Below are 14,322 nucleotides of genomic sequence, written 5' to 3' on the forward strand. Positions count from 1 at the left end.
GTTTTTTGTAGGAATTACAAACAATAAAGAAAGAACGGGCTAGGAACCCGCTCCTCTATACTTGCTCACTCCAATATTCCAGACCACAAGCCCGATGCCAAAGAAAATGACAGCCACCACCGGAGTCATGGCCGCATAGGTGTACCACGTCTCTTTTCGCAAAAAGTAGGCGGCGGGATAAATACCGACAAAAGCAAACGGCAAGATGTACGTCAGCACAAACCGAATGATCTTGTTGTAAACGTCTACCGGATAGCGCCCGTACTGCTGGATGTTGTAAATCATCGGAGAAATCCCCGTCCGGGAGTCGGAGAAAAAGCTGATTGCAGAAACGGCTGTGTAGATCCCGCCATAGATCAACGCTCCGCTGACGGATAGCACGATAAAGATAATAGGATCGTACCAGTAAAAATCGAGCTTCAGCTGAATCGTTGCGTATCCCATGATGATCAGACCGGAAATCACCCCGAAAATCCTGTCAGGTGCGATGGACTCCAGACATACTTGCGCCAGATTGTGCACAGGTCTCGTCAAAATCCGGTCCATCTCTCCGCGGATAATGTAGCGCTCGTTGAAATCCCAGAATCCGAAGAAGATGGAAAACAGCGCATACGGCACCAGGAAAAATCCGTAGATAAAGATGATCTCATCGCGTGACCAGCCACCCATGAGCGGAACGTGCTGGAACACGACGATAATGAACACGAGGTTGATCAATTCGGAGATCAGATTCGATGCCAGATCGCCTAAAAAGTCTGCGCGATACGCAAGCCGGGTCTTGAAATACTGGCTTAAGTAATCCGCGAAAATACGGTAGATGTGTTTTGCATTTTGCATGATCTCTACCCTCCCTGTACGACGAGCCGGCTGCGAGCCATGCGCCACAAGATCAGGATCGGGATCAAAATCACAACCATCCAGATCACTTGAAATCCAATCAGCTGCCATGCTCTCGCGGCCGAGGTCGCACCAGTGAAAATGAGGCTGGGATAGTAGTTGATCGCTTGGAAAGGCAAAAAGCCCATCAGCGTTTGCGCCCATCCTGGAAAGAAGCTGATCGGCAGCACCAAACCAGACATCAGGTCAACAATGACCCGTTTTGCACGAATCATCCCGTCATTGCGGAACATGAAAAACGTCAGAAGCCCTGTCAGCAGGTTCACCTGCGTATTGATCAGAAAGGCGAACAGCAAGCTGAGCAGATAAAGTCCCCAGCCCTGAGCGGTCGCTGGGAAGTGGAACGGAATGATCAGGCTGATCAAAAAGATGCCCGGTCCCGCAAAAAACAAAAAGCGGAAGATCCCTTCGCCAAATGCCTGTGCCGTTTTCACGGAAAGGTAGTTGTACGGCCGGATCATTTCGATCGCAACTTTCCCTTCCCGCACGTCTTGGGCGATTTCCATATCGATGTTGTTGAAATAAAAGGCCCGGGACATCCAGGCGATCGCCACGTAAGAGGTCATCTGCGCTACAGACAGCCCTCCCAGCTGCTGCTGTCCACCGTAAATGGCTCCCCACAAAAAGTAATACGCCCCGATGTTGATGGCGTAAATGATGATGCCACTGTAGTAGTTGACCCGGTAGGCCAGCATGGTTAAAAAGCGCATGCGAATCAGTTCCATGTAAAGCTTATGCATGATTCGCTACCTCGCCGTCCGTCCGGTAAATGTTGCGCACGATGTCCTCTGTGCTGGTCTCCATGATCTTCACGTCACTCACATCAAACGATGCCATGACCGTGGACAAAACGAACGGCAGCATTTCCTGACTGCGCGGCACCTGCACCCGCAGCGAATAATCGTTGATTTGTTCGATCGTACAGGGCATATCCCCCAAAACGTTTCGCAGCTCGGAAGCCTTGGTGCGCTTTTTCATCTGGAAGGATACCTCTGTCCCATTTCCCCAGCGCTCTTTCAAATCACTGAGCAGTCCGTCGAAAATCAGCTTGCCTTTATCCATGACCAGCACTCGCTTGCAGAGCGCCTCAATATCGGACACGTCATGTGTCGTCAGCAAAATGGTCATATTTTCCGTCTCATTCAAATTGCGCAGAAACTCGCGGATCTTTTGTTTGACCAGAACGTCCAGCCCGACCGTAGGCTCATCGAGAAACAGCAAGCGTGGCTTGTGGATCAACGATGCTGCTACCTCACAGCGCATCCGCTGCCCCAGGCTGAGCTTGCGAACGGGCTGACTTACGAAGGAGCCTATATCTAGCTCCTCGATCAGCCGCTCCAGCCATTTCTCGCCCTCTGCGTCATCGACCTTGTAAACGCTTTTGAGCAAGCGAAAGGACTCCAATGGGGACAAGTCCCACCAGAGCTGGGAACGCTGGCCAAATACGACACCGATGGAGCGTACGTAATCCTCGCGCTCTTTGAATGGAACAAATCCATTGATGACGATGTCTCCGCTGCTCGGCGTGAGAATGCCCGTCAGCATTTTGATCGTAGTGGACTTACCCGCGCCATTTTCCCCGATCAGCGCGAACATTTCCCCTTCTTCCACCGTAAAAGACAGATTATCCACTGCTTTCACCGTCTTGTATTCACGGCTGAACAAATCACGAAAAGCACCACCTAATCCGGCTCGGGACTGGTGAATGCGAAACTCCTTTTGCAGCTGCTTCACTTGAATCATGGTTTACCTTCCTTTTGTGTCTCTTTGCGGATGCATTCCATCTGTTAGTGTATATGACAGGCTATGAATGTGCAAAATTCAATGTGCTGGAAATTCATTCACTCAAGTGCAGGACGATTCCGGTTTTGTCATCCGATTTTTTGAAGCGTACGTAGCGGACGCATTCCGGATCGCTGTTTTCCAACGCAATTAACTCGTCTGCATACCTCTGTAGTCCTTTGTGAACAATCGGAAGCACCGTCTCCTCCCATCTCGGTTCGACTTCTCCATAGGGGCGAGGCAGGAGCAAACCATCTGTCAGCAGGACAAGGGCTCGCAGCTGGGTACGGTTGATTCGTCCAGACTCTATAAAGTCAGGACAGGCAGATTCTCCATTGAGGACACCATATCCACCTTCTGTATTGGCCTGATAGCGGTTGGAAATAAGGATGTCACGACAGTGCTCCATCAGCTCCGAGTGCTGACGGATACCTGCGGAAATACAGGACTCCCATTTCGCGAAGGCAGCCTGCTCTAAGTGACTGACTTGCGGGTGTGTAAGAGCGCGTACCGTATCGTCTGCATAAACGGCAAAAATCATGCAATCTCCGGTTTGGGCATAATGGATAAACGTATCCTCTACGCGAACAACCGCACACGCTGCTCCCCACAGGGCTTCCTTTTTCTCCAGATCGATCCGGTCATCGCGCATACATGCGTAGAGCCTTTCGTTTGCTGCAGCCAACAGCTCGGGTAAGCTCTGCTCCCCATTTTCCTCCTCCAGGTGCTGCTTCACGAGTTGGGCAGCAATCGCACCTCCTGTCAGTCCCTCCGCATTTTCATACGGAACGAGCGAAGACACTCCATCCACAACTGCAAAAAGATGCTTCGTCTGATTCGTGACGTACGCATCCTCATTCATCTTGCTGCTGCCGGCGACGCATATGCATTCCATTTTCATCGTGACATTCGCCTTCTTTCCCCATATTCAGTTGCTGGAAAATTGTATCATTTTTCCTTTTCCCCTTCCAGACATCTCCTTGCATACCCACCTTTTCTTTGGCTGTGGTAAGATAGGGAAGACCTTTTGGACAGAAAGAGGGTAAAAGAATGAACCGTGAAAAATCCGCACACCTGCACCAACAAGCCATGGATGTGATTCTGGGAGGCGTCAACAGCCCGTCCCGCTCCTTCAAGGCTGTAGGAGGCGGTGCCCCCGTCACCATGGAACGCGCCCAGGGAGCGTATTTCTGGGACGTGGACGGAAATCGATACATTGACTATTTGGCAGCCTATGGCCCCATCATCACGGGCCACGCCCATCCTCATGTCACACAAGCCATTTGCGAAGCAGCAGCAAACGGTACGCTGTACGGAACGCCTACTCCTTGGGAAGTGAAGTTTGCCGGTATGATCCGCGAAGCGATTCCTTCCATGGAGCGCATCCGCTTTAATAACTCCGGTACGGAAGCGGTCATGACGTGCATCCGTGTCGCACGCGCCTACACAGGCCGTGTCAAAATCATCAAATTTGCCGGCTGCTATCACGGCCACTCTGACCTCGTCCTGGTAGCGGCTGGATCTGGACCATCCACACTCGGCATTCCAGATAGTGCGGGTATTCCGCAAAGCATCGCGAACGAAGTGATTACCGTCCCGTTCAACGACGTCGAAGCATTTGCAGATGCAATGAAACGCTGGGGCAGTGAGACAGCAGCCGTTCTCGTTGAGCCAATCGTTGGAAACTTCGGTATCGTGACGCCAGAGCCAGGCTTTTTGGATGCAGTCAATCGAATCACGCACGAAGCCGGTGCGCTCGTCGTTTACGATGAAGTGATTACGGCTTTCCGCTTCTGCTACGGCGGAGCGCAAAATCTGCTCGGAGTCGAGCCAGATCTGACTGCTCTGGGGAAAATTATCGGGGGTGGCTTACCGATCGGAGCTTACGGTGGCCGCAAAGAAATCATGGAACAGGTCGCTCCGCTGGGGCCAGCTTATCAAGCCGGAACCATGGCAGGAAATCCAGCGTCTATTCGCGCCGGCATCGCTTGCCTGGAAGTATTGCAGCAGCCAGGAGTCTACGACGAATTCGAGCGTTTGGGTGCCATGCTAGAAGCTGGAATTCGCCAGGCGGCGGAGAAGCACGATGTAACCATCCAGCTCAACCGCGTCAAAGGCGCTATGGCAGTATACTTTACGGACGAGCCGGTACACGATTACGATGCAGCCCAAAAAGCAGACGGGGAGCTGTTCGCCCGTTTCTTCCGCCTGATGCTGGATGAAGGCATTTGCCTGGCTCCGTCCAAATACGAGGCCTGGTTCGTTACTACTGCACATACGGAAGAAGACATTCACGAAACGATCGCAGCAGTCGATCGTTCCTTTGCCGCCCTTAACGGAAAATAAAGTGGCTTCAAAAGGATTGAGGCAGTCAGGAAATCTTCTGACTGCCTCTTCTTTGTGTGTATTTATCGTCATGTTACCATCTGCCAAACAGGCTAGGGTCGAATACCAATCACAATCGTAGCATCCAGCTCTGGGTCCGTTGCCACTTGCGGAATGAATCCGCTGCTTTTGAAGATATCGACGGTCTTTGGCACCTGTCGTTCACTCGTCTCCACCAATACGTGTCCACCCGGAATCAGCCAGCGTGCAGCCCGCCTGCCACTCGCCGCATTACGTCCAGCCCACCCTCGCCTCCATGTAAGGCTACAGACGCTTCGTATATTCGCGCCTCTGGGGGAAGCAGCCTGATCGAGTCGGTTGGCACGTAGGGTACATTGGCTATGAGAACGTCGACACGGCTGAGCAGTGTGGCGGGCAGAGGTTCAAAAAGGTCGCCTTCAGCATACGTCCGCGCTGCTGAGATGAGCAATTGGGCCTCTTCCTCTGCGACACACAGCCAGCAGCACGGAGCTTGTTTTCGATCATTTTGGAAATGAATCATCTACTCCTACTGTAAATTTTTAGGTACTCCCTTTCTTTTCGTGAGTTTCACTAGAAATCCTGTCAAGCCGGTGATCCATCAGACACTCCCCCAAGCAAGCCGTAACAAAACGAGCGTAGGGAACGGTTTCCTATGCCATGACCCAAGCCTTTCGGGAATACTACTCATGCAGTTACCCAAGAGGAGGGATCCCGGTTGTCAAAAGGTGAGCATATGTATCCACAAGCACCTGAAAAAACGTTGGACTCCAAAGAGAGCTCCAAAATGCTCGAAGTCGTCGGTTTCCAAAAACCGAGAAAAACCGAACATCACAAGACGCAAAATCACGATCGTTAACCATCTGAAACAGACATATCCCGCCGCTTACCGGTCAGGGTGTGTCTGTTTTTTTCGTGAAATATCAACCGTTTTATTGAACAGAAATATTTTCTTGCACAGCAAGCGCTTACATCCTTTCGCGTAACCTGTCCCTTTCTTGTGCTGACCTTCTGTTCGTGTTATCCTAAAACCTACAATATCGTTAGAAATTTCAGAATATTTAACGGGAGGTGGGTGGTCAGTTCCTCTACTGACCGGAATCATGCTGAATAGAGACCAGAAAAAAGAAACCATCGAACAGTTTCGCGAGTATCATCGCATCGAGCATGACAGCTGCGCCATCGTTTGTGTCATTGAAAAACAGGGGAGTCCGACTCGCAGCAATGTAGATGAGACCATTCGCTCCATGATCCAGATGGAACACCGCTCCGGCTTTATCAACGGCGAGGGGGATGGCTGCGGGATATTGACGGATATTCCTCGCGCGCTCTGGTCTGATTACCTGGATGACGCCGGTTTCGATCGGTCGCATGCCTATGATCCACGCTTTTCCATCGCTCATCTGTTCATTCCTCAAAAAGGTCATGATACGCAAGCGACTCAGCAAGAAATTCGCTCTGTTTTCACTCAAGCGGGACTGACTATTTTGCTGGAGCGCGAAAATGCTGTTGATTCCACTGTCCTTGGAAAAAACGGCAAGCGGGATGAGCCGATCTTTTGGCAGCTCGCCGTGTGGTCGTCGGAAGAGCTGACAGAAGCCGAGTATGCCCGTAAGCTGTTTGCTATTCATGTCACACTAGAGGCAGCCTCCCACGTGCATGTCGCATCGCTTAGTCCGGTCAGTACGGCTTACAAGCTGATGGGCTCGGCAAATCTGCTGCCCCAATACTTCCACGACGTAGCCGACGGGCGCTTCGTTTCATCTGTTACCATCGGTCATAACCGTTATTCAACCAATACATTGTCCAATTTCTTTCGCGTGCAGCCCTTCTCCCTGCTGGGTCACAACGGCGAGATCAACACGATCAGCAAGCTGGAGGAAGAGGCCAGGATGCTGGGTGTGCCTCTCGTAGATGGCGGCAGCGATTCGCAAAACCTCAACCGGACTATCGAGACTCTCATCCACCGCTTTGGACTGAGCCTGTTTGAAGCCATGGAAGTCGTCTTCCCTCCGATTCATCACGAAATGAAGGGCCTTCCTTCGCACTTGCAGGATCTCTACGTATACCTGCGCCAAGCATGGGGACATTTCGCACAAGGCCCGGTCGGCATCGTTTCCCGCTACTCGTCGGAGTGTGTATTTGCTGTAGATGCCCTCGGGCTGCGTCCTCTCTGGATGGTCGAAGGTGCGACTTCGCTTTATTTCTCTTCGGAGCAAGGAGTCATCAGCGTTCACGATATGGCGAGCGAGCCCAAAGCTTTCGCACCCGGCGAAAAGGTAGCGGTGCACCTTCCTAAAGACAAACCCGTAGAAGTCATCTTGCATCATCAGCTTCAACAGGTCGTCTACGAGAGGTTTTCACAGAAAATTCAGCCGAATAAATCCCGTCAGCATTTGCATTTTGCTTATGATCTGGAAGCTCTGTCTACGGAGCCTGATGTCCCTGCTCCGACTTCCTCCGTTTACAGTGCTTTCGGCTGGGACCGTGAACAGGTCCAGCTGGTGGAGCAAATGGCATCCAACGGCGCAGAGCCGATCCGCTCCCTCGGGCATGACGGCCCGCTCGGCGCCCTTTCCAAGGAAAGACAGAATCTGGCGGACTACATGAAAGAAAGTGTAGCTGTCGTCACGAATCCAGCCATCGACCGCGACCGTGAGATGGAGCACTTCTCCACACGCATCCTCCTCGGCTCCCGCGTACCGCTCGCCTCCAAATCAGTCACGACACCGCAGCTGGAACTGCCTTCTCCCATCCTTTTGGAAGGGCAATCCCTGCAAAAAACCGCTCGCCAGCAAGGGACTCTTTCTCTGGAACAAATCATTCATGCCTTTCATAACCATCCAACCAGCATTGCTATTCTCTCTACTCATTTCCATGGACAGGACGGGTATGCCGCTGGTCTGAATGAACTGCGCCAGGCAGCTGTCAAGGCTGTAGAAAAGGGAGCAGTGCTGATTATTCTGGACGATACGGACACCCACCAGCAGGAGCATTACTGGATCGATCCGCTGCTCGCCATCTCGGTCGTCGATCAAAGCCTAAAGACAGCTTTTGCAGAGGACGGGATCAGCCTGCGCCGCAAGACGAGTCTGATTTTGCGCTCCGGGGCGATCCGTTCCCTCCACGATCTTGCCCTTTCCATCGGGTCAGGTGCTGATGCTGTTTCTCCCTACCTGATGTTTGCCACTGCCTCTGCCAAAAATACCGAAACGGCTCCAGGTCATTTATATGGCGCTTTGAACAAAGGCTTGGAAAAGGTCATTTCCACGCTCGGCATCCACGAGCTGCGCGGCTACGGCCGGCTTTTCTCATCGATCGGTCTGCAAGATGAGGTTGCCGCAGCACTTGGCATCGTCAACTTCTGTGGTTCGGAGCATGCCGGACTGTCGCTTGCCGACCTGCAGGAGGACAGCATTCGCCGCCATCACGACTTTTCCAGCGAAACGGCACGTGAATCCAAGACGTTCCATATCTTCCCTCGCTTGTGGAAGCTGATCGGACAGATGGCTGCCGGCGATATTCCCTACTCGGACTACGCTTTGAAGCTGGATGAAAACGAGCGGGAAAATCCCATCGCGATCCGTCATACGGCTGACTTTGCCTTTGACAAAGCGGCTGCCCATGTAGAACCGGAGCAGGTGGACATCAGCGTCGGGGAGCACTCGCTGCCGTTCCTCATCTCGTCCATGTCGTTTGGCTCCCAAAACGAAACGGCTTTTCGCGCCTATCCGAAGGCAGCGGATCAACTGAATATGATCTGTATGAACGGAGAAGGCGGCGAGATTAAGGACATGCTCGGGCGCTATCGGAAAACGCGCGGCATCCAGATCGCATCCGGCCGCTTTGGCATCAACATCGAGCTGGCAAACGCCGCAAACCTTTTGGAAATCAAAATCGGGCAAGGCGCAAAGCCAGGAGAAGGGGGGCATTTGCCAGGCTCGAAGGTCACAGCCAAAATCGCTGCTGCTCGGAATGCCGCGATCGGGTCGGATCTGATCTCCCCTTCCAACAACCATGACATCTACTCCATCGAAGACCTGGCGCAAATGATCACCGAACTGAAAACCGCCAATGACAAAGCCAAAATTTGCGTAAAGGTACCGATCGTGCCCAATATCGGAACGATTGCGGTAGGCATTGCCAAAGCCGGAGCGGATTTTATTACTTTGTCGGGCTTCGACGGTGGGACAGGAGCTGCCCGCGTCCACGCCCTGCAGCATGTCGGACTGCCTGCGGAAATCGGCGTCAAAGCAGCGCATAACGCCCTCCTCGAGGCTGGTCTGCGCGATCAGGTCGAGCTTTGGGCAGACGGGGGCGTAAAAAGTGCCGCTGACGTCGTGAAACTGATGCTCCTGGGTGCGAACCGTATCGGTTTTGGGACGCTTGCGATGATCGCGGTCGGCTGCACGACTTGCCGTGGCTGCCATCTGGATACCTGCCATGTCGGGATTGCTACCCAGATCGACAGCATAGAGGAAGCCCATGAAAAAGGACTTCGCCGCTTCGTTCCCCGGCAAACGGACCTCGCCGTCTCCGGGCTCAAGACATTCTTTGGCTTGTTTGGCGAAGAGGTACGACGCATAACCGCTGCACTCGGCTTTACCCGTGCGCAGGACCTGGTCGGACGCTCCGATCTCTTGGTACAGACGAGACTGCTGGACAAAATCGATCTTACTTCCCTTTTACACGTTCATCCGCTTACTGGGCAAATGACGGATACCGTCTCCGCAGAGGATCGCATATTGGTCGCAGCAGCCACGTCCCTTCGCAGCCATACCAGCGATTCCTTTTCAGACGGACGCCCTATCCAACAAACGTTCAAGCGCATCCTCTCCGGTGAGCGTGTACTGGGCAGCCGTTGGGCAGGTGCGCGAGTCGAAAATCATCTGGATGGAAGCTACACGTCATTGCCAGAGGTTTCTCTGCACTTCGTGGAAGGCAGTGTACCGGGAAATGGCCTGGCTGCCTACAACGTCCAGGGCGTAAATATCCGCGTCGAAGGAGGCGCGCAGGATGGAGTGGGAAAAACGAGCTTTGGCGGCCGCATCTCCGTTTTGAAGGCAAAGGGGCTGCGCGGTACCTTCGTCAACGGATCTGTCGGGAAAAGCTTTGGCTACGGGGCGCAACGGGGACTGTTTGTCGTGCAGGGCAATGCTGACTCTCGCGCCTGCATCCGCTTATCTGGCGCAGACGTCGTTTTTGGCGGAGAAATAACGGAGCCGATCCGCGACGAGCTGGGGGGAATCGGGGCGCGGGCAAACCTGAAGGGCTTTGCCTTTGAATACATGACAAATGGCCGTGCGGTGGTTCTCGGGGATCCGGGCCCATGGATTTGCGCAGGAATGACAGGAGGTGTCGTCTACGTCAAGCTGACGCCGGAGATGGGCTTTGACAAAGCTGCGCTCGAACGCCGGATTGCCAAGGGAGCAAAAGTGTTCCTGTACTCCCTCGACAAGCAGGGCTTACAGGATGTTCAGGAGCTGCTCGGTGCGTATGTGCAAGAGCTGCTCGCTACTGCCCAATATGAAACGGCAGGGCGTGTCCAGGCTTGGAGCGATGATGCTGCCTCGCAGTTCATCATGATTTCCCCCAAAAAAGAGCAGGCAGACCCTTCTGTCTCGACCGAGTAATCACTGAATACCTGCATTTCAAACTCCTCCTGGGTATTGGAGGAGTTCCTTTTGTCATACATATAAGCACGTGATAATATTGTCAAAACATGGTCATGGATTGTACAATAAAAAATGAAACTGCCAGATGGGATATTCGTATACATAGATATGGGACACAATGATGTAATGAAATTGCAATCGTACAGATACGAACGATTACTATAAGGAGTGATTGTGAATGTTTTTTCATCCCATGGACTTTTTGATCATAATTGCGTTCCTGCTTTCCCTGTGGGCGCAATTTCGCGTAAAGGGCACGTTTAACAAATATGCAAATGTCCCTGCCTCCTCCGGGATGAGCGGCGCAGAGGCGGCACGTCGGATGCTGGATGCAAACGGCTTGACCAGCGTTCCAGTCGAGCATATTCCAGGTACGCTGACAGACCACTACGATCCTCTCTCTCGTGTAGTGCGCCTGTCGGATTCCGTTTACTTCGGCAACTCTATCTCTTCTCTGTCCGTTGCTTGCCATGAGGTAGGCCATGCGATCCAGCACAAAGTTTCCTATCCGATGCTGGTAGCTCGTCACCGGATCTTTCCGGTCGTCAACCTCGTGTCGGGTGTAGCTCCGTTGCTGTTGCTGGCTGGGTTCTTTTTCAAAATGACTGGACTTCTCTTGATCGGGATTATCTTCTTCTCCGCTGCCGTTGCCTTCCAGCTGATTACACTGCCGGTTGAGTTCAATGCCAGCAGCCGGGCGAAAAAGCTGATGGTGCAAATGGGCTTCATCCGCAACACCGAAGAACGTGAAGCCAGCAAGGTACTCGGTGCAGCTGCTCTCACTTACGTAGCGGCCGCTTTGATCTCCGTCCTGGAGCTGGCGAAGTACATCATGATCTTCCGCAGCTCTGACGAAGACTAATATCCAACAGCCTCCCAAGGTACAGCCTTCCCCTTCGCGGGTGCTGTACCTTTTTTCGTTGGCTTGCGTTACAATATCACCTAGGAGGTTGGGCCAATGAATATCGGAATTATCGGATTGGGCAGTATCGGTCAAATGCTCGTAAAAGCATTTTGCAAAAGCGGTGCTGTCGCTCCAGAGGAACTAGTTGTTTTCAACCGAACCCGGGAAAAAGCAGACAATCTGCGAGCAGCATACGACCTGAAAATTGCGGACACGGCTCAAGCGGTGTGCAATCAGGTGGATATCCTCTTCATCTGCACCAAGCCACTCGAAATTCTTCCTTTGCTGCGTACACTCTCTATCCCTGCGAAGACGCATGTAGTCTCGGTCGCAGCCGGCGTAAGCATTGCCGATTTGGAAGGCGTACATACAGGCTCCGTCAGTAAAGTAATCCCGACCGTCACCTCTTCTGAGCTGCGCGGCGTTTCCCTGTTTGCTTGCAGCGAGCGTCTTTCTTCTGAGCAGCGAGAGCAATTGAAGTGGCTTTTATCGCGCATTGGCGTGGCACAGGAAATAGCGGAGGAAGAAATAGAGACGGCGACGATTTTGACGAGCAGCGCACCTGGCTTGATTGCTGGAATACTCGAGTCTTACGCGCAGGCAGCTGTACGCAAAACTCCTGCGCTGTCTATTGAGCTAGCACGGGAAATGCTCGTTGAAACCATGCTCGGAACTGCTACGCTCCTGCAAAACGAAAAGCTCGGCTTTGATCAGTTGATCGAGCGTGTGGCAACCAAGGGCGGCATTACCGAGGAAGGACTGCGGGTTCTGGACAAGACGCTCCCTAAAGGATTTGACGAGCTGTTTGACATGACAGCGTCCAAGCATGACATGCTCAAGCAAATGATTCATAAACAGAATTCAACGCTATAACTGAAAAAGGAGATTGCAACGATGAAAATAGGTTGGATTGGTTTGGGTAACATGGGGATTCCGATGGCGAGCAACCTGCTTGCCGCAGGCTATGAGGTAGCCGTCTGGAATCGCTCACCGGAAAAGGCTTCCCCTCTGCTCACCCTGGGGGCAACACCGGTCCCGACGGTATCGCAGCTGGTGGAGCAATCCGATATCTTGTTTACGATGGTCAGTGACGACGATGCGGTCAAAGCAGTCTACAGCGGACCAGAAGGGATTTTTGCGGCAGCCGCACAGGGCAAGCTGGCGATCGATATGAGCACGATCTCGCCCGATACCTCTCGCTGGATCGCGGGTGAAAGCAAGCAAGCGGGCCTACGCTTCTTGGATGCCCCTGTGTCGGGGAGTGTGGGGCCAGCAAAAGAAGGTACTCTCGTCATCATGGTGGGTGGAGATGAAGCAGATTACAAACAAGCCAAGCCGCTGCTGGACAAACTCGGAAAAGCGGCGATCCATCTGGGGCCAAACGGTGCGGGAACTTCTGCAAAGCTGGCTATCAACCTGCTGCTTGGCATCACCGTGCAGGGTGTAGCAGAGACCTTGTTATTTGCCCGCTCGCTCGGAATCAGCACAGATCAGATGCTGAACATCATTTCCGAAAGTGCAGTCGGAACCCCACTCATTCGCGGCAAAGCAGCGTCTATTTTGGCCGATGACTTTCCAGCTGCCTTTGCCCTCAAGCATATGGCGAAGGATTTGCGCCTGGCGACAGCAGCAGGCGTATCCACCCCTTTGGCAGAATCGGCAAACGCCAGCTACCGGCACGCTTTGGAGAACGGTCTGGGAGATCTGGACCTGATGGCGATCATCAAGCATTTGGAAGGATAAGAGCTGTAAATACTGACACCCCCTATTTCCGCCTTTTAAACGGAGAAATAAGGGGTGTTTTTTCATTCTCTCTTCACGATTCATTCGCCATGGCATCGTCTTGGCGTTTTTGTTTCTCATTCATGTGCTGCTTGTGCGATTCTCCCCACTCATGCATCATGTTCAGAATGGGCTGCAGCGTTTTTCCATACTCCGTAATGGAATACTCGACCCGTGGAGGAACCTCAGGATAAATGTGCCGCTCGACAATATCCTGCTCCTCCAGCTCTCGCAGCTGTGCCGTGAGCACCTTTTGTGTGATCTCCGGGATCAGGCTTTTCAGCTCGCTAAATCGTTTGGTTCCTCCGATCAGCAGATGCAAAAGTATAATAGTCTTCCACTTGCCGACAAAAATATCGAGCGTGTTACCGACTTTACACAAACTGGGTACGGGCTTCATGACCTTCTCCTCCCTACTAGTATCGTTGAGGATACCAAACCACCTCAAAGTGCGTACTTCCGTAGCTTCTTGATTGCTAACATAATAACACATGAAGCGAGCACTCATGTACGGGAGGGATTCATCTCATGGATATTTTGATTCTGCTAGGACGCGTTTTATTCGCATTTATCTTTGTGGCAGCGGGCTTTGCTCATTTGAAGGATTTCCAACACACCAAGGAAATGGCGCAAAAATCCAAAGCTCCTTTTCCTGCGATGTCCGCAGCCATCATGGTCATACTGGCTATCCTCGGTGGCCTTAGTGTAGCACTGGGCCTGTACGCCAAAATCGGAGCCCTTCTGCTGGTTCTGTTTTTGCTGCCGACCACGTTTATCGTTCACCGTTTCTGGGGTCTTACCGATCCCATGCAGGTGGCCATGCAGCGCATTCAATTCAATAAAAACCTGGCTCTGCTGGGTGCCTCGTTACTGCTCGCCTATTATGGCTCCGGTCCATACAGCCTGCTCTCATAATGA

General features: G+C 52.6%; 14 protein-coding genes. 7 read left to right on the forward strand and 7 right to left on the reverse strand.

The genetic code is table 11. From position 1 onward, the window contains the following. Positions 1–39 precede the first annotated feature (39 nt). The 4 genes from EDM59_RS18040 to EDM59_RS18055 all read right to left on the reverse strand — a co-directional run bounded on the left by EDM59_RS18040 (position 40) and on the right by EDM59_RS18055 (position 3,580). On the reverse strand, positions 40–837 hold the full coding sequence (locus tag EDM59_RS18040) for an ABC transporter permease (protein ID WP_122924902.1): 798 nt from the start codon (positions 835–837) through the stop codon (positions 40–42). A gap of 5 nt (positions 838–842) precedes the next feature. After that, positions 843–1,637, reverse strand: a complete 795-nt coding sequence (locus EDM59_RS18045; RefSeq protein WP_122924903.1) for an ABC transporter permease — start codon at positions 1,635–1,637, stop codon at positions 843–845. Next, complete coding sequence (locus EDM59_RS18050) at positions 1,630–2,640, reverse strand: ABC transporter ATP-binding protein (protein ID WP_122924904.1); 1,011 nt, start codon at positions 2,638–2,640, stop codon at positions 1,630–1,632. The genes EDM59_RS18045 and EDM59_RS18050 overlap by 8 nt, the downstream gene beginning before the upstream one ends. Positions 2,641–2,734: 94 nt before the next feature. Beyond that, entirely contained in the window at positions 2,735–3,580 is an 846-nt protein-coding gene (locus tag EDM59_RS18055; RefSeq protein ID WP_122924905.1) for a protein phosphatase 2C domain-containing protein, read from the reverse strand. Between the two features lie 149 nt (positions 3,581–3,729). Here EDM59_RS18055 and EDM59_RS18060 point away from each other — a divergent pair, with 149 nt between their 5' ends. Then, positions 3,730–5,025, forward strand: a complete 1,296-nt coding sequence (locus EDM59_RS18060; protein WP_122924906.1) for a glutamate-1-semialdehyde 2,1-aminomutase — start codon at positions 3,730–3,732, stop codon at positions 5,023–5,025. A 92-nt stretch (positions 5,026–5,117) separates the two neighbouring features. On the opposite strand, the gene EDM59_RS31615 is transcribed toward EDM59_RS18060, so the two are convergent. Both EDM59_RS31615 and EDM59_RS18065 read right to left on the reverse strand, forming a co-directional pair. Beyond that, on the reverse strand, positions 5,118–5,240 hold the full coding sequence (locus EDM59_RS31615) for a hypothetical protein (protein ID WP_281274577.1): 123 nt from the start codon (positions 5,238–5,240) through the stop codon (positions 5,118–5,120). A gap of 20 nt (positions 5,241–5,260) precedes the next feature. Further along, the gene (locus EDM59_RS18065) at positions 5,261–5,566 is read right to left on the reverse strand and encodes a class I SAM-dependent methyltransferase (protein WP_122924907.1); all 306 of its coding nucleotides are present in this window, start codon (positions 5,564–5,566) and stop codon (positions 5,261–5,263) included. A 195-nt stretch (positions 5,567–5,761) separates the two neighbouring features. Between EDM59_RS18065 and EDM59_RS31100 the strand changes: the two genes are divergently transcribed. The 5 genes from EDM59_RS31100 (at position 5,762) to EDM59_RS18085 (ending at position 13,365) form a co-directional block, all read left to right on the forward strand. Beyond that, positions 5,762–5,902, forward strand: coding sequence for a hypothetical protein (locus tag EDM59_RS31100; RefSeq protein WP_170184504.1), 141 nt, complete (start codon positions 5,762–5,764; stop codon positions 5,900–5,902). Between the two features lie 244 nt (positions 5,903–6,146). Next, positions 6,147–10,676, forward strand: a complete 4,530-nt coding sequence (locus EDM59_RS18070) for a glutamate synthase-related protein (protein WP_122924908.1) — start codon at positions 6,147–6,149, stop codon at positions 10,674–10,676. A 220-nt stretch (positions 10,677–10,896) separates the two neighbouring features. Beyond that, positions 10,897–11,580, forward strand: coding sequence for a zinc metallopeptidase (locus tag EDM59_RS18075; RefSeq protein ID WP_122924909.1), 684 nt, complete (start codon positions 10,897–10,899; stop codon positions 11,578–11,580). A gap of 96 nt (positions 11,581–11,676) precedes the next feature. Continuing rightward, positions 11,677–12,495, forward strand: coding sequence for a pyrroline-5-carboxylate reductase dimerization domain-containing protein (locus tag EDM59_RS18080; RefSeq protein ID WP_122924910.1), 819 nt, complete (start codon positions 11,677–11,679; stop codon positions 12,493–12,495). After that, positions 12,496–13,365: an NAD(P)-dependent oxidoreductase gene (locus EDM59_RS18085; protein WP_281274581.1), complete on the forward strand. Its 870-nt coding sequence runs from the start codon at positions 12,496–12,498 to the stop codon at positions 13,363–13,365. Positions 13,366–13,438: 73 nt separating this feature from the next. Here the strand turns inward: EDM59_RS18085 and EDM59_RS18090 are convergent, their stop codons facing one another. Further along, positions 13,439–13,804: a winged helix-turn-helix transcriptional regulator gene (locus EDM59_RS18090; protein WP_122924912.1), complete on the reverse strand. Its 366-nt coding sequence runs from the start codon at positions 13,802–13,804 to the stop codon at positions 13,439–13,441. A gap of 128 nt (positions 13,805–13,932) precedes the next feature. Between EDM59_RS18090 and EDM59_RS18095 the strand changes: the two genes are divergently transcribed. Continuing rightward, entirely contained in the window at positions 13,933–14,319 is a 387-nt protein-coding gene (locus EDM59_RS18095) for a DoxX family protein (RefSeq protein ID WP_122924913.1), read from the forward strand. The last annotated feature ends 3 nt before the right edge of the window (positions 14,320–14,322 follow it).

It is taken from the genome of Brevibacillus nitrificans (assembly GCF_003710965.1).
Lineage (GTDB): Bacteria > Bacillota > Bacilli > Brevibacillales > Brevibacillaceae > Brevibacillus > Brevibacillus centrosporus.

Excerpts from the sequence above, each read along its gene's own strand:
- EDM59_RS18040 (WP_122924902.1), bottom strand. The coding sequence starts at position 837 with ATGCAAAATGCAAAACACATCTACCGTATTTTCGCGGATTACTTAAGC.
- EDM59_RS18045 (WP_122924903.1), bottom strand. The coding sequence starts at position 1,637 with ATGCATAAGCTTTACATGGAACTGATTCGCATGCGCTTTTTAACCATG.
- EDM59_RS18050 (WP_122924904.1), bottom strand. The coding sequence starts at position 2,640 with ATGATTCAAGTGAAGCAGCTGCAAAAGGAGTTTCGCATTCACCAGTCC.
- EDM59_RS18055 (WP_122924905.1), bottom strand. The coding sequence starts at position 3,580 with ATGAAAATGGAATGCATATGCGTCGCCGGCAGCAGCAAGATGAATGAG.
- EDM59_RS18060 (WP_122924906.1), top strand. The coding sequence starts at position 3,730 with ATGAACCGTGAAAAATCCGCACACCTGCACCAACAAGCCATGGATGTG.
- EDM59_RS18065 (WP_122924907.1), bottom strand. The coding sequence starts at position 5,566 with ATGATTCATTTCCAAAATGATCGAAAACAAGCTCCGTGCTGCTGGCTG.
- EDM59_RS18070 (WP_122924908.1), top strand. The coding sequence starts at position 6,147 with ATGCTGAATAGAGACCAGAAAAAAGAAACCATCGAACAGTTTCGCGAG.
- EDM59_RS18075 (WP_122924909.1), top strand. The coding sequence starts at position 10,897 with ATGTTTTTTCATCCCATGGACTTTTTGATCATAATTGCGTTCCTGCTT.
- EDM59_RS18080 (WP_122924910.1), top strand. The coding sequence starts at position 11,677 with ATGAATATCGGAATTATCGGATTGGGCAGTATCGGTCAAATGCTCGTA.
- EDM59_RS18090 (WP_122924912.1), bottom strand. The coding sequence starts at position 13,804 with ATGAAGCCCGTACCCAGTTTGTGTAAAGTCGGTAACACGCTCGATATT.
- EDM59_RS18095 (WP_122924913.1), top strand. The coding sequence starts at position 13,933 with ATGGATATTTTGATTCTGCTAGGACGCGTTTTATTCGCATTTATCTTT.